Origin of the sequence: Marinobacter sp. Hex_13, assembly GCF_001566815.1 — a bacterium.
Classification (GTDB): domain Bacteria; phylum Pseudomonadota; class Gammaproteobacteria; order Pseudomonadales; family Oleiphilaceae; genus Marinobacter; species Marinobacter salarius.
Genome location: NZ_LSMM01000050.1, coordinates 13,426 through 37,797 on the forward strand (window position 1 = coordinate 13,426; position 24,372 = coordinate 37,797).

The 24,372-nt window shown below is 57.6% G+C and carries 21 protein-coding genes; 10 read left to right on the top strand and 11 right to left on the bottom strand.

The genetic code is table 11. The features are described from left to right. Nucleotides 1-6 precede the first annotated feature (6 nt). Entirely contained in the window at nucleotides 7-687 is a 681-nt protein-coding gene (locus tag AXW11_RS13160) for a glutathione S-transferase family protein (RefSeq protein ID WP_091642257.1), read from the bottom strand. Between the two features lie 110 nt (nucleotides 688-797). Here AXW11_RS13160 and AXW11_RS13165 point away from each other — a divergent pair, with 110 nt between their 5' ends. The 6 genes from AXW11_RS13165 (at nucleotide 798) to AXW11_RS13190 (ending at nucleotide 9,693) form a co-directional block, all read left to right on the top strand. Next, entirely contained in the window at nucleotides 798-1,034 is a 237-nt protein-coding gene (locus tag AXW11_RS13165) for a TIGR02647 family protein (RefSeq protein ID WP_036203201.1), read from the top strand. A gap of 162 nt (nucleotides 1,035-1,196) precedes the next feature. Then, nucleotides 1,197-1,787 carry a PEP-CTERM sorting domain-containing protein gene (locus AXW11_RS13170; protein ID WP_041332642.1) on the top strand — a complete coding sequence of 197 codons (591 nt, stop codon included), beginning with the start codon at nucleotides 1,197-1,199 and terminating at the stop codon, nucleotides 1,785-1,787. Nucleotides 1,788-2,130: 343 nt separating this feature from the next. Next, entirely contained in the window at nucleotides 2,131-3,468 is a 1,338-nt protein-coding gene (aupA, locus tag AXW11_RS13175; RefSeq protein ID WP_041332641.1) for an alkane uptake protein AupA, read from the top strand. A gap of 13 nt (nucleotides 3,469-3,481) precedes the next feature. Then, nucleotides 3,482-6,637: an Ig-like domain-containing domain gene (locus AXW11_RS13180; protein WP_091642254.1), complete on the top strand. Its 3,156-nt coding sequence runs from the start codon at nucleotides 3,482-3,484 to the stop codon at nucleotides 6,635-6,637. 279 nt (nucleotides 6,638-6,916) lie between these two features. Continuing rightward, the gene (locus AXW11_RS13185) at nucleotides 6,917-9,211 is read left to right on the top strand and encodes a molybdopterin-dependent oxidoreductase (protein ID WP_091642251.1); all 2,295 of its coding nucleotides are present in this window, start codon (nucleotides 6,917-6,919) and stop codon (nucleotides 9,209-9,211) included. Between the two features lie 20 nt (nucleotides 9,212-9,231). Continuing rightward, on the top strand, nucleotides 9,232-9,693 hold the full coding sequence (locus AXW11_RS13190) for a DUF2489 domain-containing protein (RefSeq protein ID WP_036203189.1): 462 nt from the start codon (nucleotides 9,232-9,234) through the stop codon (nucleotides 9,691-9,693). A gap of 336 nt (nucleotides 9,694-10,029) precedes the next feature. Here AXW11_RS13190 and AXW11_RS13195 read toward each other — a convergent pair whose 3' ends face one another. The 3 genes from AXW11_RS13195 to AXW11_RS13205 all read right to left on the bottom strand — a co-directional run bounded on the left by AXW11_RS13195 (nucleotide 10,030) and on the right by AXW11_RS13205 (nucleotide 14,567). Continuing rightward, complete coding sequence (locus AXW11_RS13195; protein WP_036203187.1) at nucleotides 10,030-11,394, bottom strand: HDOD domain-containing protein; 1,365 nt, start codon at nucleotides 11,392-11,394, stop codon at nucleotides 10,030-10,032. Between the two features lie 129 nt (nucleotides 11,395-11,523). Then, nucleotides 11,524-13,599 carry an ATP-dependent DNA helicase RecG gene (recG, locus tag AXW11_RS13200; RefSeq protein WP_091642248.1) on the bottom strand — a complete coding sequence of 692 codons (2,076 nt, stop codon included), beginning with the start codon at nucleotides 13,597-13,599 and terminating at the stop codon, nucleotides 11,524-11,526. An 8-nt stretch (nucleotides 13,600-13,607) separates the two neighbouring features. Next, on the bottom strand, nucleotides 13,608-14,567 hold the full coding sequence (locus tag AXW11_RS13205; RefSeq protein WP_041332640.1) for a hydrogen peroxide-inducible genes activator: 960 nt from the start codon (nucleotides 14,565-14,567) through the stop codon (nucleotides 13,608-13,610). A gap of 89 nt (nucleotides 14,568-14,656) precedes the next feature. Between AXW11_RS13205 and AXW11_RS13210 the strand changes: the two genes are divergently transcribed. Beyond that, nucleotides 14,657-15,529, top strand: a complete 873-nt coding sequence (locus AXW11_RS13210; protein ID WP_085681670.1) for an NAD-dependent epimerase/dehydratase family protein — start codon at nucleotides 14,657-14,659, stop codon at nucleotides 15,527-15,529. Between the two features lie 69 nt (nucleotides 15,530-15,598). Here AXW11_RS13210 and ridA read toward each other — a convergent pair whose 3' ends face one another. The 5 genes from ridA to AXW11_RS13235 all read right to left on the bottom strand — a co-directional run bounded on the left by ridA (nucleotide 15,599) and on the right by AXW11_RS13235 (nucleotide 20,333). Further along, the gene (ridA, locus tag AXW11_RS13215; protein WP_036205609.1) at nucleotides 15,599-15,985 is read right to left on the bottom strand and encodes a deaminase RidA; all 387 of its coding nucleotides are present in this window, start codon (nucleotides 15,983-15,985) and stop codon (nucleotides 15,599-15,601) included. A 103-nt stretch (nucleotides 15,986-16,088) separates the two neighbouring features. Beyond that, the gene (locus AXW11_RS13220) at nucleotides 16,089-18,236 is read right to left on the bottom strand and encodes a RelA/SpoT family protein (RefSeq protein WP_091642245.1); all 2,148 of its coding nucleotides are present in this window, start codon (nucleotides 18,234-18,236) and stop codon (nucleotides 16,089-16,091) included. Between the two features lie 175 nt (nucleotides 18,237-18,411). Continuing rightward, entirely contained in the window at nucleotides 18,412-18,624 is a 213-nt protein-coding gene (rpoZ, locus tag AXW11_RS13225) for a DNA-directed RNA polymerase subunit omega (RefSeq protein WP_036203173.1), read from the bottom strand. Between the two features lie 91 nt (nucleotides 18,625-18,715). After that, on the bottom strand, nucleotides 18,716-19,348 hold the full coding sequence (gmk, locus tag AXW11_RS13230) for a guanylate kinase (protein ID WP_036203170.1): 633 nt from the start codon (nucleotides 19,346-19,348) through the stop codon (nucleotides 18,716-18,718). Between the two features lie 118 nt (nucleotides 19,349-19,466). Continuing rightward, on the bottom strand, nucleotides 19,467-20,333 hold the full coding sequence (locus AXW11_RS13235) for a YicC/YloC family endoribonuclease (protein ID WP_036203167.1): 867 nt from the start codon (nucleotides 20,331-20,333) through the stop codon (nucleotides 19,467-19,469). A gap of 162 nt (nucleotides 20,334-20,495) precedes the next feature. Here AXW11_RS13235 and rph point away from each other — a divergent pair, with 162 nt between their 5' ends. Then, the gene (gene rph / locus AXW11_RS13240; RefSeq protein ID WP_036203164.1) at nucleotides 20,496-21,212 is read left to right on the top strand and encodes a ribonuclease PH; all 717 of its coding nucleotides are present in this window, start codon (nucleotides 20,496-20,498) and stop codon (nucleotides 21,210-21,212) included. Nucleotides 21,213-21,380: 168 nt separating this feature from the next. On the opposite strand, the gene AXW11_RS13245 is transcribed toward rph, so the two are convergent. After that, complete coding sequence (locus AXW11_RS13245) at nucleotides 21,381-22,187, bottom strand: exodeoxyribonuclease III (RefSeq protein ID WP_036203162.1); 807 nt, start codon at nucleotides 22,185-22,187, stop codon at nucleotides 21,381-21,383. An 81-nt stretch (nucleotides 22,188-22,268) separates the two neighbouring features. Here AXW11_RS13245 and pyrE point away from each other — a divergent pair, with 81 nt between their 5' ends. Both pyrE and AXW11_RS13255 read left to right on the top strand, forming a co-directional pair. After that, on the top strand, nucleotides 22,269-22,907 hold the full coding sequence (gene pyrE, locus AXW11_RS13250; RefSeq protein ID WP_075195032.1) for an orotate phosphoribosyltransferase: 639 nt from the start codon (nucleotides 22,269-22,271) through the stop codon (nucleotides 22,905-22,907). A gap of 79 nt (nucleotides 22,908-22,986) precedes the next feature. Then, nucleotides 22,987-23,634 (top strand): DUF4124 domain-containing protein, encoded by a 648-nt coding sequence (locus AXW11_RS13255; RefSeq protein ID WP_036203157.1) that lies wholly within the window; start codon nucleotides 22,987-22,989, stop codon nucleotides 23,632-23,634. 86 nt (nucleotides 23,635-23,720) lie between these two features. Here the strand turns inward: AXW11_RS13255 and AXW11_RS13260 are convergent, their stop codons facing one another. Then, nucleotides 23,721-24,143: a hypothetical protein gene (locus AXW11_RS13260; RefSeq protein ID WP_036203154.1), complete on the bottom strand. Its 423-nt coding sequence runs from the start codon at nucleotides 24,141-24,143 to the stop codon at nucleotides 23,721-23,723. Between the last annotated feature and the right edge of the window lie 229 nt (nucleotides 24,144-24,372).

Consider the following 24,372-nt stretch of genomic DNA (forward strand, 5'->3'; position numbering starts at 1 on the left):
AAGTGGCTATTTTCTGTGGTCCGCGAGCAAGGTGCCGACGGTGAACGCGATGTCCTCGTGCTCGGTGTCCCGCCACGGTTCCGCGAGGGATTCGGCTTCCCACTGCTGCATACTGCCTAACGCCAGAACCCTCTCAACGTAGGCAGCGGCGCCTTCGCTCAGGTCCAGCCCGTAGGTGCGAACCCGATAGACGACAGGGGCAAAGAAGGCATCCACAGCGCTAAAGCGGTCACCGGCGAGGAACGGGCCACCGAACTGCTGCAGGCCATGGGACCACAGGCTGTCGATGCGGTCGACATCCTTTTGCAGGCCCTCACTGACCGTGTTCATGCGGATACGCAGGCCCACGTTCATGCTGCAGATATCCCGTAGCGACTGGAACCCGGAATGCATTTCAGCAGCAGCACAGCGAGCCCAGGCGCGGGCCTTTGCGTCTTTGGGCCAGACGCCCTCGTGACGCTCGGCCAGATACTCAATGATGGCCAGCGAGTCCCATACGGTTGTGCTTTCATCCGTGAGGCAGGGTACCTTGCCGCTGGGGCTCAGGCGCCTGTAAGCCTGCCAGGTGGGCTCATCACCAAACACAATGAGCTGCTCATTAAACTCAATGCCCAGCTCCTTCATCAGGACCCAAGGGCGCAACGACCATGACGAGTAGTTCTTGTTCGCAATATGAAGGGTGTACATCCCTGTCTCCATCCAGGTGGGGTGGTTTATCCGGAAATCAGTTTTGCCGAATACCGTGGCTTCGTATACAACTACACTAAGACCATTAAAAATAACACAAGGAACGCACCATGCCTTTCTCTTCCGACCACATTGATGAACTCAATCTGCTGGCGATGTTCGATCTGTCTTCCGCGCAGGAGGGCATCAAGGTTCACCAGCATTCAGCTGCACCGGAGATGGTGACCGCGGCTGAACGCCTACACCAGAAGGGGCTGATCACTCAGAAGGATGGCGGTTACCTGACAAGTCTGGGCAGTGAAATGGCGGAGCATGCGCAGAAGGTGCTATCGGTGCTGACCAGTTGACACTGGCATCGTGACTCCAGGAATGTCAGCTTTGTTTACACTATCAAACCGAGTCGGAAACTGCGCTTTGCCTATGTATCGGTAACAACGATGATTTTGGACTGTGGCACCTTTAATGCTGTGATTCTCCCGCAGTAAGGAATATCACCGGGAGTAGCAAAAATGAACACGAGAACTAAGTTTTGGCCACTGGTGGCTGGAACGCTGGCATCCGCATTCCTGATGTCAGGTTTTGCTGTCGCGGCACCCATCAAATGTGATGATGCCTATAACTATATGCAGATGGACGATTCGCAGGCCGCAGTATGCCTGGCGTCCGGCAAGAACAACCCGAGCTTTACCGGCAACCCTGCCAATGACATTTTTCTTAACAACGCCGCAGGAACGGGTTATCAGTTTGTGGAGAAATCTGAAAACGCAGGGAACCCCACAGCACTTTACAATCTGGAGTACGGACAGACCGACAGCACCGGCACCTGGGAATTCGATAGCAGCCTTTGGGACTCATACAGCACTATTGCAATCGGCTTCAAATTTGGTGGCGGAAACAAGGCTGACAACTGGTTCGTTTATGAACTTAACTCCCTCGTCTCCTCTGGAGACTGGGCGTACTTCGGCAAGGGTAATGGCCTGTCTCACGTGAGCCTTTACGGCAAGGGCTCTGTTACCGTGCCCGAACCTGGCTCACTGGCGCTGCTGGGCGTTGGCATCATCGGCCTGACACTGGTTGGCCGAAAACGCCGCGCGAACTGAAACGTCGAGTTTCAATACACGTTAGCGCAGTATTCAAAGGCTCCCGGAAGGGAGCCTTTTTTTATGCCCGCAGAAAACCTGCAACAGTTCACAACTCTTCGTTACAGAAAAAAACACCTTCCGGCCTGATAAGACTCTGTATTTCCTTCATTTTTAAACCATCTTTAACTAGAGGGTGGTCGTTTCGACACCAAAAGCTGTCAAAGAAGCCAACGTCCCGATAAGACAAGAGCACTACACTGCTTTTCGAACAAATGTACCAACAATAATTGCCAGCCCTGTTACCCGACTCCGGGGGCACGGCAAAGGTCCATAACAAAGACAAACAAATGGAGTGTGTTTCATGGTTTCAACCTCCCGCTTTTCCCTGCGTGCGATGACACTCGCCGTTGCAGCCGCCTCGGCCGGTTTTTCATTGAATGCCTCTGCCAGTATGGGCAATATCGGTACAACCTATGGCGTGATGCCCGTGGACGTGGCTACCGCACAATCCCTGTCGATGTTCAACGAGCATGTGTCAGCCACCTATTACAATCCGTCCTATCTGACCAGTGACGAGCGTGGCGAGCTGACCGGCGGCATCCTTCACGCGGAGCAGGAATTGCGCTCCAGCCGTTCCGATGCAGACGGCGATATCATTTCGGATTCGCCGAGCCAGCACGTCCTGATCGGCATGAAAACCAACCTGGCGTCCCTGACCCGCTTCGATCACCCGATTTACCTGGGCTTCATCGCAGGCGTTGAGAAGTATGGTAAGGAAATGCTGGCATTCTCCTCGGAAACCTCCGAAACCGGGCAGTACCTGCAATATGGCAAGGAACCCCTGTTCCTGAACATTGGTGGTGCCACCCCCCTCTGGCGGGGCATCTCAGGCGGTTTTTCGGTGCGTGTCACTCTGGAAGCAGCCGCTCAACTGGATGCCGTTTCAACACTTGGCGGTGAAACCAGCCGCGAGCGACTGGCGGTTAACGCCGAGCCCTCGCTGAAGTCCATCCTTGGCACCACCATCAAGTGGGGCGATACTTTCTGTCCGGACAGTGACTGTTTCCTCGACGGCTGGGAAAGCGCGATCACCTATCGCACCAAGTCATCCGCTTCGACGTCTGTAGACTCCAACATTATCGTTACACAGACCATCCCCGACCCGGGCCTGAGCCTTGCGGTGGCTACTATCGATTCCTTCCAACCGGAAACCTTTGCCATCGGCACCCAGTACAAGGGTGACGGCTGGCGCATCGGCGGTAGCATTGAGCAGCAGAACTGGTCTGAACTGGAAGACGAGTTCGCCGGCGACACAATCAAGGATCAGGAGAATGTCAGCGCAGCCAATCGCATCCGTTTTGATGACATCCTGGTGCCTCGCATCGGCGCTGAATACCAGCTCAGCCGTCACTTTGCCGTCCGGGGCGGGCTGGCGTATGAGGAGTCTCCCCTCAAAACCACCCGCAACCCGGAGCTGAACTATCTGGACACCGACAAGATCGTGGCCGGGCTAGGCATCAGTGCAACCTATGAACGCACCCGTGTGCTGGCCTACCCGGTACGGCTGGATATCGGTTACCAATATCAGCAGCTGCAGGACCGGGATTTCACCATCGTCGACTATGACGGTAACGAACAGCAGGCAACCGCCGACGGTGACGTTCACGTTATCAGCGGCTCCATCACCCTGAAGTTCTGAGGAGAGGTTTGCCATGAAACACAACAATACATTGGCACTGATTCCCGCGATGTTCCTGGCAGCATGCGGCGGGGGTGATGAACAGACCATCGACGAGCCGACAACTCCGGGAGAGGTGGTTTACTCCTACCCGGCGGATGGCCAGAGCAACGTTAGCCCCAAGGCCGACATGGTGCTGCGCTTCTCCCATGCGCTGTCTGACAACGATGTTGCCAGCAAAATCCGCATCACCGATGGTAGCACCGACCTGAGCTTCACGGCCGAAAGCGTGGATGGTGGGCGCAGTCTGACATTGTCGCCACAGGGCGAACTCAGCCCGGGCGCCGACTACACCATTGAGTTTACCGAGGCATTGCAGGCGGAAGGCGGCCGTACGATTCCGACCCCCAATGCTTTTGGCCCGGAGGGCGTGCAGTTTTCAACACGGGGTGCATTCAGCGGCATCGCCGGGCTGGACAACCTGAGCCCCGAGTTCACAGTTGCGGAAATGATTCCCTCCGAGGGCAATGTATTCCAGCCCATGAACTTCTCAACGTTCCGACTGCAAATGACCCAGACCGTACACCCGGACTGGAAGGCGCTCGGTGGTGTCATTGAAATCACTGACAGCAACGCGAACGTGGTGCCGGCCACCGTTCTTGTGAAAGGCCGGGACATCACCATCGACCCCTGCCTGGCAGACTCGAAAGAGCGCTGTGGCCGCGAGGAGGACATACTCACCTCGGGCGAGACCTACACCGTGTCAGTCCGCAACCTGTCGAGTCTCCATGGCGGCACGCTGGACGACTTCAGCGAAACTATCACCCCACGCGACACCGGCCCAACCGTTGTGCTGTCCCAGCAAGTGGTGGATTCCGGTCTGAACGCCGGCGAGAGCGCCGCGAACACCCGCAAGTCTCGGCTAAACGGGCAAATCATCAACGGAATTACTCTGAACTCCGTACTGCAGGGCAATGCCGGGCCGTCCCAGCAAACCGGCGATCTGTTTGCAGAGCTCGCTTACGCACCGGCATTTACGGCGGATGAGCCCCTGCCACTGCGAGTTCCGAAAGGCAGCGTGCTAACCAGCAGCAGCCTGGATGTCCGTGTCAACGGTGAGGTGCCGGTTATAGATCCGGCAACCGGAAACATCCAGCAAACCGGTGACATCAAGGTGACCATGTTGTCGGACGCCACCGGTTACCTGATGCCAAACCCCTACACGGATAACATGAACGCGCCGCGCCACGTCAAACTGTTCATGGATGTTGCCATGAACACGGAAGAGGCGCAGCCCAATGCTTCGTTATCCCAGGACCTGCTTGGGGTGGAGCTGACCGGCATCGCGATCGTGGAAGACGGCGTTCTGACCATCGACGCCATCGGCATGGTGGAACCCAACCTGCTGGGCCAGGAATTCACCGATGCCACCATTGCCTTTCGCATCGAAGCCGCGACGGATTCCGAGTCCGCACTGGATGCTGCCGAACAACGGGACGAAGAACTGGCGGACAACACCGGCCCACAGTTAGTGAGCTGGATGCCAGGACCGGACGATGCCTTCCCGGGTGATCGTGATCAGATGCAGCGCCCTGGCGACCCGATCGTACTGAATTTTGACGAACCGCTGGACGCCGATACCATCGCCGATGGCATTGTGCTGGACGCGGCAGGCACACCGCTGACGGTTGGCGACAACACACTGGACGCCAAACTCGACGGAACCGCCCTGGTACTGAACCCGGTCGGAGGCCTGGAGCATGGTGTTGATTACACCGTGCAGATCGGCAACGCGTTGACCGACCTTGCAGGCAATGGTGTCACACCGCAGAACCTCAGCTTCGCCCTCCCTGACATTGGCGGCGGTTCAGTCCCACAGAGGTCACCTCTGGCGCTGACAACCTATCCCGGTTACCCATGCGTCACCACCGGGGTCAACCTAAGCCAAGATAGCCATGGGCAGTGTGTGGATAACGCACCTAATGGTCCTCGCGGGGACGAGTTGCCGGTAACTACCATGCCTACGGACCGCCCCATCGTGGTCGTGTTCTCCCAGTCCATGGATCTGGACTCCATCCGCAGCGGCGAGACGTTTGTGGTTGAGAGAGTGGACGAGAGCGGCGCTGCAATTGAAGCGGTATCCGGCCGGCTGGAGAAGAACAATCAACGGATTCGGTTTTACCCGGACGAGCCCTGGGAAATCGATAGCCTGTATCGTTATCGCATGAAATCCACTTCCGGAGGCCAATGCCAGACCGGAACCGAGGATTTCATCTGCGGCGCCAACGGTCTTGCCCTGCAAACCGATCTCCTGGTAAACCCTGAAGATGTTGGCGGGCCAAATATGGACATTTACTTCCGAGGTGGTGAAGCGCTAGATACAGTATTCACTCCCTTACGGAACCTGCCGATTCGGGATACAAACTCGAACTATGTGGTTGACTGCGACGCGCTGGGTTCCCAGGACTGCCTGGAGCCATTCGATCATGAAGTGGATCCAAACGATGCCAGCGAGTTCCTGCCGTCCGCCAATGCCGCAAAACTGAAATCAGCAGGCAACGCAACAATACTGCTAATGTCCACTCCGGCAAGAGTCGGGTGCCCGACCAACGGTGATGAATGCCCAGAGAATAAATTCATCTATCAGACCTATGGACTGAATACAGAGGTTATCGGCCCCTACATCGATCCGGACTCAGGAGAGCAGACCGGTGTAAGGGTACTCTTATACCCAACCATGCTCGCGACAACCTCTACCTCGGTTTACCTGCGGATTGCCGGCTTGATCACGCTGGAAGAACCGACTGGGCCACAGATCCTTCGGATGCGATACAACACGGAGACTTCCGAGGACAATCCACAAGGCTTGGTGGAAGGCGTTATTGTCGAGAATGATGATGGCCAGACCGAGTTCAGAACCGAAGCCCGCCTTCAGCTCGACGCCCCGCTGCTGGAACCACCCATTGGCGGACCACACGACCTGTACAGCAAACCGTTCACTCTTGAACTGAAAGGCGACATCAATTTCTTTGATGATGGCAGGATGCAAATAGAGCAAAGAAACACCAATCGTGTGCCGCTGACAGTCAACATAGAAAGCTTGGGGAACATTCCTCTGGAAATTCCAATTGGCGGCGTTTACCTGAACTTCCTGTCCAACCCCATCAAGGAAATTCCAGCAGAGTACTAACTTCAGGCTCCGCTACTTATGGCCAGCCCTCGGGCTGGCCTTTTTTGTGGCCGGAAAGGCCATAAACCGGTTTTCCACTCTCCTGCGTTTCCTGCTAATCTGGTTGCCTGTTGAAACCAACTCCGAAGTCCGGGGCCAAGCGGGGACGGTATTCCGAAACCGTGCGGAGCCATGGATGGCGGAGCCCGAGCGTTACAGGGACGTATTCAAAGCGTGTTTCGGAATACCGTCCCTGCTTGGCCATGCTCAGAACAATAACAACCAGTTTGGAGAGACCCCATGGAAAACGGCACCCACTACCGTACCTGCCATCTATGTGAAGCCATGTGCGGCGTGGCCATCGAGGTCAGGGATGGCCACGTCGCCTCCATCAAGGGCGACGAGGACGATCCGCTGAGCCATGGCCATATCTGCCCCAAGGCCGTCGCCCTCCAGGACCTCCACGAAGACCCGGAGCGCCTGCGCAAACCGGTACGGCGCACCACCGACGGCTGGCAGGAAATGGAGTGGGACGAAGCCTTTGACCTGGTGGCCAGCCGACTGCACCGGGTACGCAAAGAGCACGGCCGCAATAGCATTGGCGCTTACCTCGGCAACCCCAACGTACACAATCACGGCTCGCTGGTGGCTACCATGCCATTCCTCCGGGCCCTAGGCACCCAGAACCGGTTCTCCGCCACCTCCAACGACCAATTGCCCCACATGCTGGCCAGCCTGGAAATGTTCGGGCACCAGATTCTCTTCCCGATACCGGACATCGACCGCACCGACCTGTTCATCTGCATTGGCGCCAATCCGATGGCCTCCAATGGCAGCCTGATGACCGTGCCGGACTTCCGTGGGCGACTCAAGGCACTCAAGGGCCGTGGCGGCAGGATGGTGGTCGTGGACCCACGCCGCACAGAGACCGGCAAACTGGCCGACGAGTTCCACTTCATTCGCCCTGGCACCGATGCCCTGCTATTAATGGCCATGGTGCACACCCTGTTTGAAGAAGACCTGGTGAACCTCGGCCATGCAGAACAATGGACGAAAGACGTAGACCTAGTCCGGCTGGCCGCAATGGGCTTCACCCCCGAAGCCGTCAGCGAACAGACGGGCATGCCGGCTGCTGATATCCGCAACCTCGCGCGGCAACTGGCCACAACACCGAGGGCTGCGCTGTACACTCGCATGGGCACCAGTACCCAGGCCTTTGGCGGCGTTGCGACCTGGCTTGCCTACGTGCTCAATATCCTGACCGGGAAGCTGGACAGCACTGGCGGCATGATGTTCACGCAACCTGCGATTGATCTGATCGCACTCGGTGGCATGTCCGGCCAGAAGGGCCATTTCGGCAAGCGGTTCAGCCGGGTGAAAAAACTGCCTGAGTTTGCCGGCGAATACCCTTCAAGCACCATTGCCGATGAGATTCTCACGCCGGGCGAGGGCCAGATACGGGCATTCGTGACGGTGGCGGGCAACCCGGTGCTTTCAAGCCCCAACGGTGGACGGCTCGACGAGGCCTTCGGCGGCCTCGATTTCATAGTGTCGGTGGATTACTACCTCAATGAAACCACCCGTCATGCGGACGTCATACTACCTCCCACCGCCGGGCTTGAACGCAGCCACTACGACCTGATCTTCAGCATGTTTGCCGTTCGCAACACCGCCAAATACAGCCCTGCCCTGTTCGATGCTGGCAAAGACGCCCGCCACGACTGGCAGATACTGCTGGAACTGGCCCACCGTCTGGAGAAGAAGCGAAAAGGTGGCCGCCTGCCCCTGCGTTCCGAGATGGGTTGGCGTGCGTTCAAACAGATCGGGCCGGACCCGATCCTTGATCTTATGTTGCGGGCCGGGCCCTACGGAACCGACATCGGTCCTGCACGCGGCCTGGTCCAGCCCGCCATCGACCTGGTGATGGATATACTTCCGGAGCGCCATCCCCTGCGGGGTCTGGCAAAAATGAGCCCACTGAACCGCCACTGGCAGGACCTGCCCAAGGGGCTGTCCATCAGCGCCCTTAAGGAACTACCCAACGGTGTGGATCTCGGGCCACTTCGCCCATGCATGCCCGGCAGATTGTTTACCCGCGACGGCAAGGTAAACCTCGCCCCACGCCGCTACTTACAGGATCTGGGGCGGCTCCATGCCTTACTCACGGCACCGGCCTCCGACGGTCTGCTACTGATCGGGCGCCGGCACGTTCGCAGCAATAATTCCTGGATGCACAACAGCCAGCGGTTGGTGAAAGGCAAAGACCGCTGTACCCTGATGATCCATCCGAAAGATGCTGCTCGCTGTGGCCTTCAGGCTGGTGATTCCGCCGAGATTGGCTCCACCTCCGGGCAGATCGTACTACCGGTGGAGATCACCGAGGATGTGATGGCGGGCGTGGTTTCAGTACCCCATGGCTGGGGCCACCATCGGAAGGGTACCGGGCAGAGTGTGGCGGTTGCCCACGCTGGCGCCAGCATAAACGACGTGTTGAGCGATCAGGAGATTGATCCGCTTGTTGGCACGTCCGTACTTAATGGGCAGACCGTGTCTGTAAAAGTCTGGCGTGCGGACCGCCAGCGTAAACAGGCCTGACATTCTCAAGGGAGACTTCTATGCCGCCGTGGCTTCAATGGACACTGATTATTGCCGGCCTGCTGGCCATCGCGCTGCTTGTCGCGTTTATCGGCCGCCAGTCCCGTGCCCTGCAGGACAGCAGGAGGCGGCAGGAGAAAGCAGAGTCTTTCCAGAAGGAACGCCGCGACAGCATGATTGAAAGTATCCGGGTATTGGCCATGGCGGTGGAAGAGAATCAGGTTGAATACTCCGAAGCCTGTCTGCGAATCAAGGGCCTATTGGACCACGTGGCACCGGAGTTGCTGGACCAGTCTCCTTTCCGGGTGTTCCAGGAAGTGCATGAGCAGATCCAGCACATGCCGACCCATCGCGCCCGCCAGGAAACGGATGCCCGCTTCGTGGAAAAGATGGACCGCGAGCGCCTGGCAGTCGAAAAGGAGCACGCCGACGCCATTCGCCGCGCCGCAACGGCCATTCGACACCATCCGTTCCAGGCCTGACCCTTACCAATATGAGTCTGACGCTCCAGTATTTTGTAACAGTTTGTAATCGAATTTCATCACTGAAGGTTTGATTAGCTTTACAAATCAATCTCTTCAGATGTCACGAAATTATGACGCCCGGCTCATTCACCAAACACCAACGTAGCCAGCTTTTATTTCACTCCATATTGGCTAAGTTTAAAAAAGCACGTTGCCACTACCGACCCTGCAACTGCTCACGTTGTTTTCTCCTGAACACGTTTGGTTTGATCTGCAACAAGCGGGTGAGCTTGCCGGCCTTCGGGCCGGCTTTTTTGCGGGGCTAAACTAGAGAGGTTTGGCGGTAGAGAGGACCTACTGATTCATCATCCCCGCCATCGCCATAATGCTGTCCTTGTTTCCGACCAGTTCATCAAACTGCGCTTCCACCTTTTCCCTGTTCAGACCGAGAGATTCGTAGAACGCGTCCGACACCTCTTCCCCCGCACCCAACGCAACACCGCGCTTGGTCAGCAGTTGCCGACTCAGCCAGAGCAGTTTGCTGTATACCGCGTGAGGGCCGTCGTAACCAGGATTCTTCTGGTTTCGGATTGCCAGACAGACCTCGTCGGGCATACCCCAGTTCTGCATCAGTTCCGCCGCAATCTGCTCCCGGGTCACGCCCAGAAGATAATGCTCAATCATTGAGGAGTCGAGATGGGGGTTTGCTTCCAGTGACCGGCACACCAACTTGAAATGGGGAGGAAACACCTGTGCCAGCACCAGGTAGCCAAAGTTGTGCAACAACCCCCCCAGGTACGCAAGACCAAAGATAGGACGTTCGCCACGAGGCATCATGCTGGCCAGGATACCGGCCGACTGAGCCTGCCATATTGCCTGTTGCCAGTAATCCACATAGCCTTCCGGATGATCCTGGGGCTGCTTCAGGGCACGCCCCAGAGACAGGCCCATGGCCAGGTTCATCACCAGGTCGAACCCCAGAATCCGAGAGACCGCGTCGTGCACAGAACGCACCTGCCCCGCCGCCGCATAAAAGGACGAGGACGCCCAACTGACCACCTGAGCCGCCAGGCTGGGGTCACTTTCCACGACATCCACCAGATCCCCCATCACAGCATTGGGGTTCACCCGCAGGTGAATAATGCGCTGGGCGGTCTCGGGTAGAGGAGGCAACTCAAGAGTGTCTTCCAGGCGCTGCTGAATGCGCAGCGAGGTAAACCGTCGAATGGCGGAATGCAGCTGGTCCCGGTCTTTTTCCGGGCTGTTGAGATTCACGGCAATGGTATCCCGCGCCACCGAAAACGAATGGCGGTCGGCCGCGACGGTGATTCCCCGGAACTCGTCGCCGGGCATGACCATACAAAGATTCTGCTCGCCCAGGACCAATGCCACGGACGCCAACTCATCCACCCGCGCGTCCACAATCGTGGGCCAGCCGGTCAGAGACGGTAAGGCGGGCAGCTCGGTCAGGCCAGAGCGCTCACGAACCCGGACCTGTTCCCGTCGCTTCATCACCCGCAGATCTCGCCCCAATTGTTTGTTCAGGGCACTGATATCGAGCAGGTCACCCTCGCGGCAAATGGCCTGGAGATTCCCCTCCTCATCCGTGAGCAACACCATTCGCAACAGTTCGTCGTCCCGGGCCTGGCTCACATCCCTAAGGGAAACGCCGGCAGCAGACTCACCCAACGCCTGCCTGACTACGACAGGTAGCTCCATAAGTTTCTCCCAAAATGTAGACAGTGCCCCGTTGGACACATTGGTTTCACTCAGTATAGGGCACAAACAGCGACCCAACTTTGACATCAGGCGGGTTTTCACACGATTTTTTCTACCGGCGCGGCGCAGTTACACGTCGCCGTAACGAATTCGTTCCCCCAACCAACGGCGAATCAAACCGTTCACCAACGCCGGCTGCTTCATCAGCGGCGGCGCCATTTCACGGATTGGCTCGATCCAGCCCTTGTCCCGTTCAAAGTCTGCCAGCCGGAACTGCATCATTCCTGTCTGGCGGGTGCCTAACACTTCTCCCGGCCCGCGTATTTCCAGGTCTTTCTCGGCAATCACAAAACCGTCCTGACTGTCGCGCAGGGCCTGCAAACGCGCCTTGCCATTCAGCGATAATGGTGGATGGTACATCAACACGCAAAAACTGGCCTCTTCGCCCCGGCCAACCCTGCCCCGCAACTGGTGCAACTGCGCCAGGCCCAGGCGCTCCGGATTCTCGATGATGATCAGCGAGGCATTGGGCACATCCACCCCCACTTCAATTACGGTGGTCGCGACCAGAAGGTCGAGCTCGCCGTTCTTGAACTGTTCCATGACCGCTGCTTTTTCGGCCGCCTTGAGGCGACCATGAACAAGCCCCACCTTCAGATCTGGCAGACGTTCCGCCAGCTCCTGCGCAGTCACTTCCGCCGCCTGGCACTGCAGCGCTTCTGACTCCTCAATCAGCGTGCACACCCAGTATGCCTGCCGGCCTTCCTTGCAGGCCTTTCGTACCCGATCGGTCACATCGTCACGCCGGCTGTCGGGAATGGCGATGGTTTCGATAGGCTTGCGGCCGGGGGGCAGCTCATCAATCACCGACGTATCCAGGTCCGCATAGGCGCTCATGGCCAGCGTACGCGGAATCGGGGTCGCTGTCATAATCAACTGGTGTGGCGCCATGGTGCCGCCGACGCCCTTCTCCCGCAGGGCCAGCCTCTGATGCACGCCAAAACGGTGCTGTTCGTCCACAATCACCAGTGCCAGGCGACTGAACGCAACATCTTCCTGAAACAGGGCATGGGTACCTATCACCACGGTGGCTTCGCCACTGCCAACGGCCTCCAGAGTTTCCTTTCGTGCCTTGCCCTTAATCTTTCCCGACAGCCACGCTAACTGGATGCCAAGCGGCTCCAGCCAGCCGCGGAAATTCTGGTAGTGCTGTTCCGCCAGTATTTCCGTGGGCGCCATCAGCGCCACCTGGGCGCCAGCACCAATGGTCTGCAGTGCTGCCAGCGCCGCCACCACGGTTTTACCAGACCCCACGTCTCCCTGCACCAACCGCAACATGGGTACCGGCTGGCTGAGGTCCTGGCGGATCTCGGTCATAACCTGTCGCTGTGCCCCGGTAAGGCTGAACGGAAGCAGATCAAGAAAACGTTCCGGCAGATCACCGGTTGGCAGTAACGGCAGCGCTTCCCGGGCCTGAACCTGTTGCCGTACCTGCAAAAGGCTTAGCTGGTGGGCCAGCAGCTCTTCCATAACCAGTCGCTGTTGGGCCGGGTGCCGCCCCTCCATCAATAGGTGAACCGGCGCATTGGCCGGCGGCGAATGCACCAGCTCGACCGCTTCGGTGATACCCGGCAACTGGTAACTGGCGAGCAGTTCTTCCGGCAACCAGTCACGGATCGGGTAACGTTTGAGGTAGCCCAGCGCTTGCTGGCACAGAGCGCGCACTCGCGGCTGCTGAATGCCTTCTGTCAGGGGATAAACGGGCGTTAGCGTGGCCTCACCCTGCGCGGGCATCGGCGGCGGATTGACCTGGTATTCAGGGTGGTAGAATTCGTAACCGGCCCGCCCCGGCCGAACTTCGCCGAAACAACGCACCCTCGCGCCTTCCGTGAGTTGGTTCTTCTGGGCGGCATTGAAATGGAAGAAACGCATGACCACGAAGCCACTGTGATCCTTCAGGGTCACCTGCAGGCTTCGGCGCCGGCCCATCACCAGATCGGTTTTCATCACCTCGCCTTCGACCACCCCGACGTCGCCAATGCGCAGGTTGCCCATGGAGACAATGCGTGTGCGATCCTCGTATCGATGGGGAAGATGGAACAGCAGATCCTGCAGCGAACGGATGCCCAGCTTCGACAGCTTGTCGGCCAGGGCATTACCGACGCCCTTCAGGGTGGTAACGGCAATGTCGTCCAGTGACATCATGGCCTGGCTCAGGCGGTTGCGGCCGCAGCCGGGGTTTCAATCTTCGCTTTCTCGATTACCCGACACTGGCTGGCCGCCAGCGACAGCACATCAATCGCCTTTGGTCGTGGGAAAGTGACCCGCCAGGCCAACGCCACCGTGCGATAGGGTACTGGCGCCGCAAAAGGCCTGACCGCAAGTATGCTCTCGTCATACTGCATCGCCGTTGCAGCGGACAAAGGCAAAACGGTGATACCCAAACCAGAGGCAACCATGTGACGTATGGTCTCCAGAGAGCTGCCTTCAGTCACCAGTGACGGCGCCGCAGCACTCGGGTTACGGGTGACCGCGTCCACCAACGGCGGGCAGGATTCCAGCACCTGGTCACGGAAACAGTGGCCGGGGCCAAGCAGCAGCAACTGTTCCTTCGCCAACTCCTCGGCGGTCAGGCTGTCACGCTTGGTCAGTGGGTGACCTCCCGGCAGCAGCACCACGAAAGGCTCGTCGTAGAGCGGCAGGGTAACGACCTCCGGCTCTTCAAACGGCAGTGCGATGATGATGGCGTCCAGTTCTGACTGGCGCAGTTTCTGCCGCAGTGTGGCGGTGTAGTTTTCCTCAATGTAGAGCGGCATGTCAGGCGCCGCGCGGCGCAGCTCCGGCAGCAGGTGCGGGAACAGGTAGGGGCCGATGGTGTAGATGGCACCCACCTTAAGGGGGGCATTGAGCTGGTTCTTGCCATCCTGAGCCATGTCACGGATAACACCCACCTGATCCAGGACCCGTTGGGCCTGGTCGATGATACGCTTGCCCGTTTCGGTGACCCGGATACTGTTTTTGCTACGCTCAAACAAGGGTATGCCGAGTTCGTCCTCCAGTTTCTTGACGGCCACACTCAAAGTCGGCTGACTGACATGACAGCGCTCGGCGGCACGGCCAAAATGCCTTTCCCGGGCAAGGGTAACAACGTATCTTAACTCGGTCAGAGTCATGGCGGGCTCCGGTCAGAATTCGTCCAGGTCAGGGATCGTACAAACGTTCCGTTAATTTATTAGCCAAAGCATAAGGATTGATATTGTCTATGGCAATCACTGAGCACCAACAAACGCCAAGAATACTGGTTGCGGGCTGTGGCAAGCTCGGTGGCGCCATTGCCTCTCAGCTTACCGGAACGGCGCAGGTATACGGCCTACGGCGCAGTCCGGACAAGGTCCCGGAGGGCATCCAGGCGCTGGGGGCGGACCTCATGGTGCCGGAGCAGGTGCGTTCAGTACTGCCGGACAACCTCGACATTGTGGTTTATTGCCTCACGCCAGCAAGCTACGACAACGAGGGCTATCACAATGCCTACGTAAAGGGCCTGCGGAACCTGATCGACGCACTGGACGGGCGCCAGCTCACGCGGCTGGTGTTTATCGGTAGCAGCAGTGTCTACGCTCAGGACGACGATTCCTGGGTGGATGAGACCAGCCCAACCGACCCCACCCGATACAGTGGCCAGGCGATACTCGCGGGTGAGAGGATCGCCCTGGAGAGCGGCAGTCCGGCAACCGTAATCCGTTTCAGTGGCATCTACGGCCCGTCGCGGGCGCGCTTCCTCGATGCCGTGATGAACGGAAACATGAACCCGACCTCTCCCGGCCCCTACAGCAATCGTATCCACGAAGCGGATGCGGCCGCGGCCACCTGCCATATCGTGGAGCGGGCACTCGCCGGCCAACCACTTGAAGACTGCTACCTTGCCAGTGATTGCGAGCCTGTGCGACTGGATGAGGTGGTGGCGTGGGTGCGTGAACAACTACCCTGTGCCAAGCCTGGCCCCGACGCCCGCCAGGGTGGTCGCGCAGGGAGCAAACGCTGCAACAACCAGCGGCTGCTGGACTCTGGTTTCCATTTCCGCTATCCGGACTTCCGGGTGGGCTACCAGGAGATGATTACCGAAAAAACCCGGTAGTCCTGGCGAGCCCCCTACCAACGAAAAAGGCGGCCCATGGGCCGCCTTCGGTGTTTGCTTGAACGAGTATCAGCTCAGCACCATCACCGCTTCCATCTCAACCGGGACACCCTTGGGCAACGCCGCGACACCCACGGCGGCACGCGCCGGGTACGGCTCTTGAAAATAGGTGGCCATGATTTCGTTCACCGTTGCAAAGTTGCTCAGATCCGTCATGTAGATGTTGAGCTTGACGATGTCCTTGAGCTCGCCGCCACTGGCCTCGCAGACGGCTTTAAGGTTTTCGAACACCTGGCGGGTCTTGGCGGCGAAATCACCCGCGACCACTTCCATGGTTTCCGGCACCAGCGGAATCTGCCCCGACAGGTACACGGTGTCCCCGGCTTTCACTGCCTGGGAGTATGTGCCGATGGCCTGTGGCGCGTTATCAGTCTGTATTACGGATTTGTTGGTCATGACCTTGGGGTCCTCTTTATCAAAACGCCAATCCTCACCTCTGGGTGGCAGGCGTGTCAACAGGCCAAACGTCGCGGCTCTGGCCCGTTGCACCACGGTTGCGTCAGTGCCTTACCCGGTTGATATGGGTGACAGCGCGAATATTCCTGATCCGCCGCATCACCCTGGCAAGATGCCGGCGACCGTTCACATGCACCACAAGGCTGACAATGCCCAGCTTGGCGTTCTGCTCTTCCACGTTGATGCGCTCGATATTGCCATCCGCCATGGCAACCGCGTTGGCAAGCTCTGCAATGACCCCACGCTGGCGTTCAAGCTCCACTCGAAGTTCAACGGAGAACTCGTTGGCAATGTCCTTGGCCCACTTCAAATGAGTGAGGCGCGCCCTGCCTTCATCGTCCTCTGGCAACCGTGAGCAGGTATCCGAGTGGATCACCATGCCATTGCCCGAGTCCATGGCACCGACCACCGGGTCACCTGGAATCGGCTTGCAACAGCTGGCAAACCGAACCAGCAAGCCTTCGGTGCCACGAATGGTAACCGGGCTGTTATCGGCCTTGTCCATGATTGTCGCGGATGCCACGTCCGATGCCTCATCGTCTGTACTGCCGCTGACCAACTGGCGCGCCACGAGATAAGCCATGCGATTGCCCAGACCAATATCGCTGACCAGATCCTCGAAACTGTCCACTTGGTTGTGGCGGACCACCGCCTGGATCTGATGCTCGTTGATCTCGGACAGGCTGGTACCAAACCCTTTGAGGGATTTCTTCAACAGGGTTTTGCCCAGGTCCAGGGATTCGGCACGCTTCTGGTTCTTGAGCACATGACGAATACTGCTGCGAGCCTTACCGGTTACCACGAAACTGAGCCAGGCGGGATTAGGCCGTGCTCCGGGTGCGGTAATGATTTCAACGGTCTGGCCACTTTGTAGCGGCTGGCTCAGGGATCCGAGGTTGCGGTTGATACGGCAGGCTACGCAGGCATTACCGATGTCCGTATGGATGGCGTAGGCAAAGTCGACGGGGGTCGCTCCGCTGGGCAACTCCATGATTTTGCCCTTGGGCGTGAACACGTAGATCTCGTCCGGGAACAGGTCGACTTTCACGTGTTCGATGAATTCCAGGGAGTCGTCCGCGCGCTCACGCATCTCCATCAGGCCCTTCACCCAACGGTCCACCCGTGTCTGGTTGACGCTGGTCACACTGGAGGGCTCATTCTTGTACATCCAGTGGGCCGCAATACCGTTGTTGGCGATGTGCTCCATTTCCTCGGTGCGGATCTGGATTTCAATATTCACATGCATGCCGAACAGAGTGGTGTGCAGGGACTGATAGCCATTGGCCTTGGGCATGGCAATGTAGTCCTTGAAACGGCCCGGCAGCGGCTTGTAGAGGCTGTGTACGGCGCCGAGGATGCGATAGCAGTCGTCCTCGGTGTCGGTGATGATGCGGAACGCGTACACATCCATGATTTCGTGGAAGGATTTCTGCTTGAACTTCATCTTGTTGTAGATGCTGTTCAAATGCTTTTCCCGGCCCAGGATGCGGCCGGGCAGGCTTCGCTCTTCCAGTTTCTCCTGCAATTTGCCACGGATATCGTCAATGATTTCCCGGTGGCTGCCCCGAAGCTTTGCGACCGCCTTGGAAATGTACTTTGACCGCATCGGGTACAGTGAAGAGAACCCCAGATCTTCCAGTTCGGTGCAAATGGAGTGCATACCCAGGCGATTGGCAATCGGGGCGTAGATATCCAGGGTTTCGTTGGCGATGCGCTGGCGCTTCTCATAAGGCATCGGGCCCAGGGTGCGCATGTTGTGCAGGCGGTCCGCCAGTTTGACCAGGATCACGCGGATATCCCGTGCCATGGCAAGCGTCATTTTCTGGAAGTTTTCGGCCTGGGCCTCGGCGCGGGAACGGAACTCAATCTGAGTGAGCTTGCTGACGCCGTCTACGAGTTCAGCCACATCCTCGCCAAACTGCTCCGACAGCGCATCCTTGGGGATGCCGGTATCTTCGATGACATCGTGGAGCATGGCCGCCATCAGGCTCTGGTGATCCAGTTTCAGGCCAGCAAGGATTCGAGCAACCGCCAGGGGATGGGTAATATAGCGATCGCCGCTTTTGCGCATCTGCCCTTCGTGGGCCTGTTCGGCATAATAGTAGGCTCTTCGCACCTGATTGATGCGATTGGTATCAAGATACGTGCTGAGTTCATTGGCCAGCACATCAACCGTTGCCTCTGCCGACACCGCGCCTCCGTGGGGATCATAAATGCCAGGGATAAAAAAACCCGAATGCAAGCATTCGGGTCCTTCCGACGTTCTTCCAGTCATGCCTATAGATACACTATAAAACCGCAAGAACAGATTTCAATGCTTTGGACGGGTAACCAGAAAATATTCCCGTCTTCGGCCACATTCAACCTTATTCGTCGTCATCCTCAGTGAGGAGATCGCGGGAGATCTTGCCTTCCGCGATTTCACGCAGGGCGATAACGGTAGGCTTGTCGTTCTCTTCGGCGACCAGCGGCTCGAAACCTTTGGTTGCGATCTGGCGGGCACGCTTGGTGGCCAGCATAACCAGCTGGAAGCGGTTATCAACGTGTTCAAGGCAATCTTCAACGGTAACTCGTGCCATAACTTCCCCGACAATAGCAAAATGACTGATTTCAGCAGACCGCGTAGTTTACTGCGGCCGGTTCAATTTGTATACAGGCAATGTGCGCCGATCAATGGCGCTCGGACAGCCTGACCAACAGCCCGGAATGCCTGACCTGCTGGGCCTGCATGCGCAGACGATGGCAACGAACAATCGCCAGCAGGTCGTCCAGCGCAGTGTCGAAATCATCGTTAACCACCAGATAATCGAATTCCACCGCGTGGCTGCATTCATCCGCCGCCTCATTGAGGCGACGCGCCACCACCTCCGGTGCGTCTGTGCCCCGGCCAGTCAGGCGGTCTTTCAAGGCCTCCGGAGACGGTGGCACGATGAAGATGCTGACACAGTCTGGCATCAGGTGGCGGACCTGCTCCGCACCCTGCCAATCAATTTCCAGGATTACATCCTGACCCGTGGCCAGTGTTTGCTTCACCCAGACCTGGGAGGTGCCGTAGTAGTTCCCGAAGACATCCGCATGCTCCAGGAAGTCGCCCCGGCTGATCATCGCCTCGAAGGCCTCCCGGGTGACAAAGTGATAGTTGACGCCATCCTGCTCCCCCTTCCGCATAGGCCGGGTTGTATGGGACACGGAAACACCCAGCTTTTCGTCCTGCTTCAGCATTTGAGCCACCAGGCTGGTCTTACCGGCTCCCGAGGGGGCGGAAATCACATACAGCGTGCCTTGTTCTGATTCCTGGCTCATGGGACTAACAACTCCGGGCATTGACGGGCTTTCAGTTGGCGCGGAACAACCCCGGCGCCACCACAATAACGAGGGCGGAATTATACGGCGTTTGCGCCGCCCCCGCATCCAAGTGAGGTTACTCCAGGTTCTGGACCTGCTCCCGCATTTGCTCTATCAACACTTTCAGGTCAACCGCTGCCCTTGTCACCCGGGCATCGATGCTTTTGCTGCTGAGCGTATTGGCCTCGCGGTTGAGCTCCTGCATCAGGAAATCCAAACGGCGACCGATGGCATCGTCGGACTGCAGAGTGTCCGACACCTCGGTGATATGGGCTTCCAAGCGATCCAGCTCTTCGGCGACATCGCTTTTCTGGGCCAGCATCACCATTTCCTGGGCCACGCGATCCGGGTCAAGCTCCACCTTCGCCTGCTCAAAGCGGTTTTTCAGATGCTCTTCCTGGGCACGAATCAGTTCCGGCATTCGCTCCCGAACCTCAGTCACCCGCTCACCCATGGTGGTGAGCCTGTCTTCAAACAGCGGCCGCAGGCGTTCACCTTCCCGCTCCCTGACCGTCACCAATTCACTCACAGTACGCTCGAATAGTTCGCCAGCCGCTTTCCTGGCGGGGCCAAAATCCTGTTCAGTGGAGGCCAGCACTCCCGGCCAACGGAGTATATCCAGTGCGCTAATGTGGGCCGGGTTGTCCAGCATCCTGTTGATGTGGTTGGCCGCCTCATTGACAGCGTTTGCCACATCTTCGTCGATCTCGAAGCCCTGGGTTGCCGATTCATTGGCCTGAAGACGAATGGCCACGTCTACCTTGCCGCGCCGCAATTGCTTGCGCAGTTGCTCACGGAAACTGTTCTCCAGCTCCCGGAGCGCTTCGGGCAAGCGAAAGGACGGCTCCAGGTACCGGTGGTTAACCGTGCGAATTTCACAGGTGAGCGTTCCCCAGTCTTCCTGGGTATCCTGGCGGGCGAAGGCCGTCATACTTCTGATCATGGTGACTCCACGTTTGCGAAGAAGCAGATTTCAAGTTTAGCAGGCTGGCCGCTCCAACATCGAACAGACGCCACAGACTGCGTGTTATACTCCGCAATCTTTCGACTTTGCAATCGACCGGGGATTCACCCCGGACACTCACCACTGATACCAGGAACAATTATGAGACCGAGCGGAAGAACGCCGGAACAATCCAGAGACATTCGCATCACCCGTCACTACACCCGCCACGCCGAGGGTTCCGTGCTGGTGGAATTTGGCGACACCAAGGTGATCTGCACCGCCTCTGTTGAAAACAAGGTCCCCCCTTTCCTGCGGGGCGAAGGCAAAGGCTGGATAACCGCCGAGTATGGCATGCTGCCCCGCTCTACCGGCAGCCGTATGGGGCGGGAAGCTGCTCGCGGCAAGCAGGGCGGCCGCACCGTGGAAATCCAGCGACTGATCGGCCGTTCATTGCGTGCAGCGGTTGATCTGAGCGCTCTTGGCGAGCATTCCATCACCATCGACTGTGACGTCATCCAGGCCGACGGTGGCACCCGCACCGCTGCAATTACCGGTGGCTGCGTGGCGCTTGTGGATGCGCTGAATCATCTGGTGAAAGAAGGCCGGCTGAAAAAATCGCCGCTGAAGCAGATGATTGCAGCGTTTTCTGTGGGCGTTTACAAAGGCACACCGGTATTGGACCTGGATTACCCGGAGGATTCCGAAGCCGAAACCGATATGAATGTGATCATGACGGATCAAGGTGGTTTCATTGAAATTCAGGGAACTGCCGAGGGTGCGCCGTTTGAACAGGAAGAACTGGACGGCATGTTGAAGCTGGCGAAACTGGGTATTGGCCAGTTGTTTGAGGCGCAGAAGGCGGCTCTGGCCGACTAAGGTGCAGCCTTTTCGCGTGTCCGGAGAGGATCTCTAATTTCCGGACACGCTACAAGCACATCCCTGCGCGCTCGACTCCGGCCTTCCCTGGCCGGAGACGTTCCGGAAAAGAGATCCTTTCCGAACCCGCTTACTTTCCGATACCCCTCTACTCTGGACTAGCTCGGATCAGAAACCGATTCCGATGTCGTAATCCATGATCACCGGCGCGTGATCGGAGAAACGGGTACTGTCGTCAATCCAGCCATCCTGAATGGTCTTGCGGATACCCGGCGTCAGAAGCTGATAATCCACCCGAATACCAGCGCTCTTGCGGGACCCTTCAGCCTGCTCTGGCCACCAGGTGTACTGGTTACTCTGCTTGTTGATATCGCGGAATGCATCAACACAGCCCATTTCATCAAACAAACGGTCCAGCCATGCCCGCTCATGGGGCAGGAAGCCGGAAAAATCCAGTTTGTGGTACAGCGGGCTGGCGTCAGTTACATGATGGGCGGTTTGCAGGTTGGCGCAGAAAATAAACTGACGGCGCTTGCGCAGGGTTTTCTGCATATGGAGGCCAAAGGCTTCCATGAAGTCGTCCTTGTGATCCAGAACCGTCAGGTCGTCCTCGCCAATCAATTCTTCTTCGCGGCCAAGTGCGCAGGGAGAGAGAACGCAGGCGACAGATACCTTGTCAAAGTCCGCCTGAATGAAACGGCCTTCGCGATCTGCCTGCTCATTGGCGAAACCGTACATAATGGCCTTCGGGAAATGGCGGGTATAGATACCAACGCCCCCATCCTCGTTACGCTCGCCATCAATAAAGTAGGCCTCATAGCCGTCCGGGATCAGGTTAAAATCCTCGACCTCGTAAGCCCGCATGCGGTGGTCCTGAACGCAAACCACGTCAGCGTCCTGCCTGGCTAGCCATTCAAAGAAACCTTTTTCAACAGCCTGGGCCAGACCGTTGACGCTGATTGTAACTACCCGCATACGTGTTCCCTGATTCGGTTTGTGTGTATGATACCGGTTTTACGCGTTAATTAAAGATCCAAACCCGCCAGAAGCCCTGTCATGCACGACTATCAGCAACAGTTCATTGAGTTCGCCATCCGCCGTAACGTACTCCGTTTCGGAGAATTTACGCTTAAATCCGGCCGCACCAGCCCCTATTTCTTCAATGCGGGGTTGTTCAATACCGGGGAGGATCTGCTTGAGTTAAGCAAGGCCTATGCCGCAGCACTCCAGCGTAGTGGGCTGGATTATGACATTATTTTCGGGCCTGCCTATAAGGGCATACCGTTGGCGACGGTCACCGCCATGGCCCTGGCCGCCGAGGGTAACAACAAACCATTCGCCTTCAACCGAAAAGAAAAAAAGGATCACGGCGAGGGTGGCAATATCGTGGGCGCCCCCCTGGAAGGCAAGGTTCTGATTGTTGATGACGTTATTACCGCTGGCACGGCTATCCGGGAATCCATGGAGCTGATCCGCACCTCAGGGGCGGAGCCTGCAGGCGTACTCATTGCCCTGGATCGCCAGGAGCGAGGCGCTGGCGAACTCTCCGCCATCCAGGAAGTCAAAGAGGAGTTCGGCATTCCTGTGGTCAGTATTATCAAGCTAGAGCAGGTGCTTGCCTACCTGCAAAGCAGGCCCGGCTTTTCAGAACATGCTGACAAAGTCGCCGCATATCGGGACGAGTACGGAGTCTGAATCCGGGCATGGTTTATCGTTCAGCTTTTGGTATGCTTCCTGACATACATTGTTTCAAGCGGAGCGCCAGTCTCTCACCATGAATCGTCTGACCAGGTTTTCAATCGCTGTATCTGCTGCGGCTGCGCTGATGTCTGCCTCTATCGTAGAGGCAAGGATGTATCGTTATACCGATGAAAACGGCCAGATTGTCATTAGCAGTACCATCCCCCAGGAAGCATCCAGACGGGGCTACGACATTCTCAGCAAGAACGGTCGGGTAATTGAAACGATCGATCCGGAACCCACCGAAGAGGAAATTGCCGCCAGGGAAGCCGAGGAAAAACGCCAGGCCGAAGCGGAACGACAGCGGGAGCTCGATCGCAAGCTTCTGGAGCGCTACAGCCACCCAGACGAAGCCGTGCGCGCCATGCACCGCAAAATACGTGAGCTGCAGGGGCTGAATCAGCTCAAGCGAGGCAACATTTCGGTGATCGTCAGCCAACTGGACAGCGAACAGAGCCGGGCTGCAGACCTGGAGCGATCCGGTCGCGACATCCCCGAAGCGACACTGGAAAAAATACGGCGACTGGAAGCCCAGATTCGTGACATCGAACGGGAAATCAACTCGCAGAACGCCAATATAAAAGCCCTGCGGGAACGTTTCGAAGCCGATATCGAACGGCTGGAAGAGATTACAGGCGAGGAAAGAACGCTTCCGCTGGACCCGGACGACCTGGAAGAATAATAAACCACACGACTCGAACAATCAGGCACAAAAAAGGTCACCTCACGGTGACCTTTTTTTATGCTTCAAAGAACTCCGGTTGCCGTTCAGGCAGTAGCGGGGCTCTTCTTGGCAGTGCTGGTGCTTTTGCGAGCTGTGGTTTTGCGTGCAGCCGGCTTCTTGGCCTGCGCAGTAGCCTTGGTTGACTGGGCGACGCTGGTCACTTCGTCCGCTGCGTCGGCAACGGTATCTGCACCTTCAGCCGCTTCTTTTTCCAGCTTGGCAACCAGGTCAGCCGCAAAGCTGCCGAAACGGGTGTTCAGGCTGCGCAGTTGCTCGAACAGGTTTTCACTGTAGCCATAGTAACGAGTGCGCAGGGTCTTTACGCTGTACTCGCGGGCTTCGGTTTCCAGCTTTTCAGCGTACTCGAACGGCTTGGAAGCCAGCTTCTTCTGCTGCTCTTCAGCTGCGTTGATGCCCTTCTCTACGATGTCCTGAAGCTGTTCCTGATAGGTCCTGAGTTTACCCATGATGAATCTCCTAAGATTGTGGATGCGTGGTTTGAAAATCTGCATCGTTATCGCCGGCAAACCGATGCCGACTTCTGATCACATGTCGAAGGTTACGGTCAAAAATTAGAATGTTCATACTAAAACCACCCCCTATTCGCCATCTGTCAACGGGGGAACAGGATCGTCTCGGAATTTACGGATAGTTCACTTGATGATTTTTTAAAGATTCGGCATGCTCTGCGCCTCG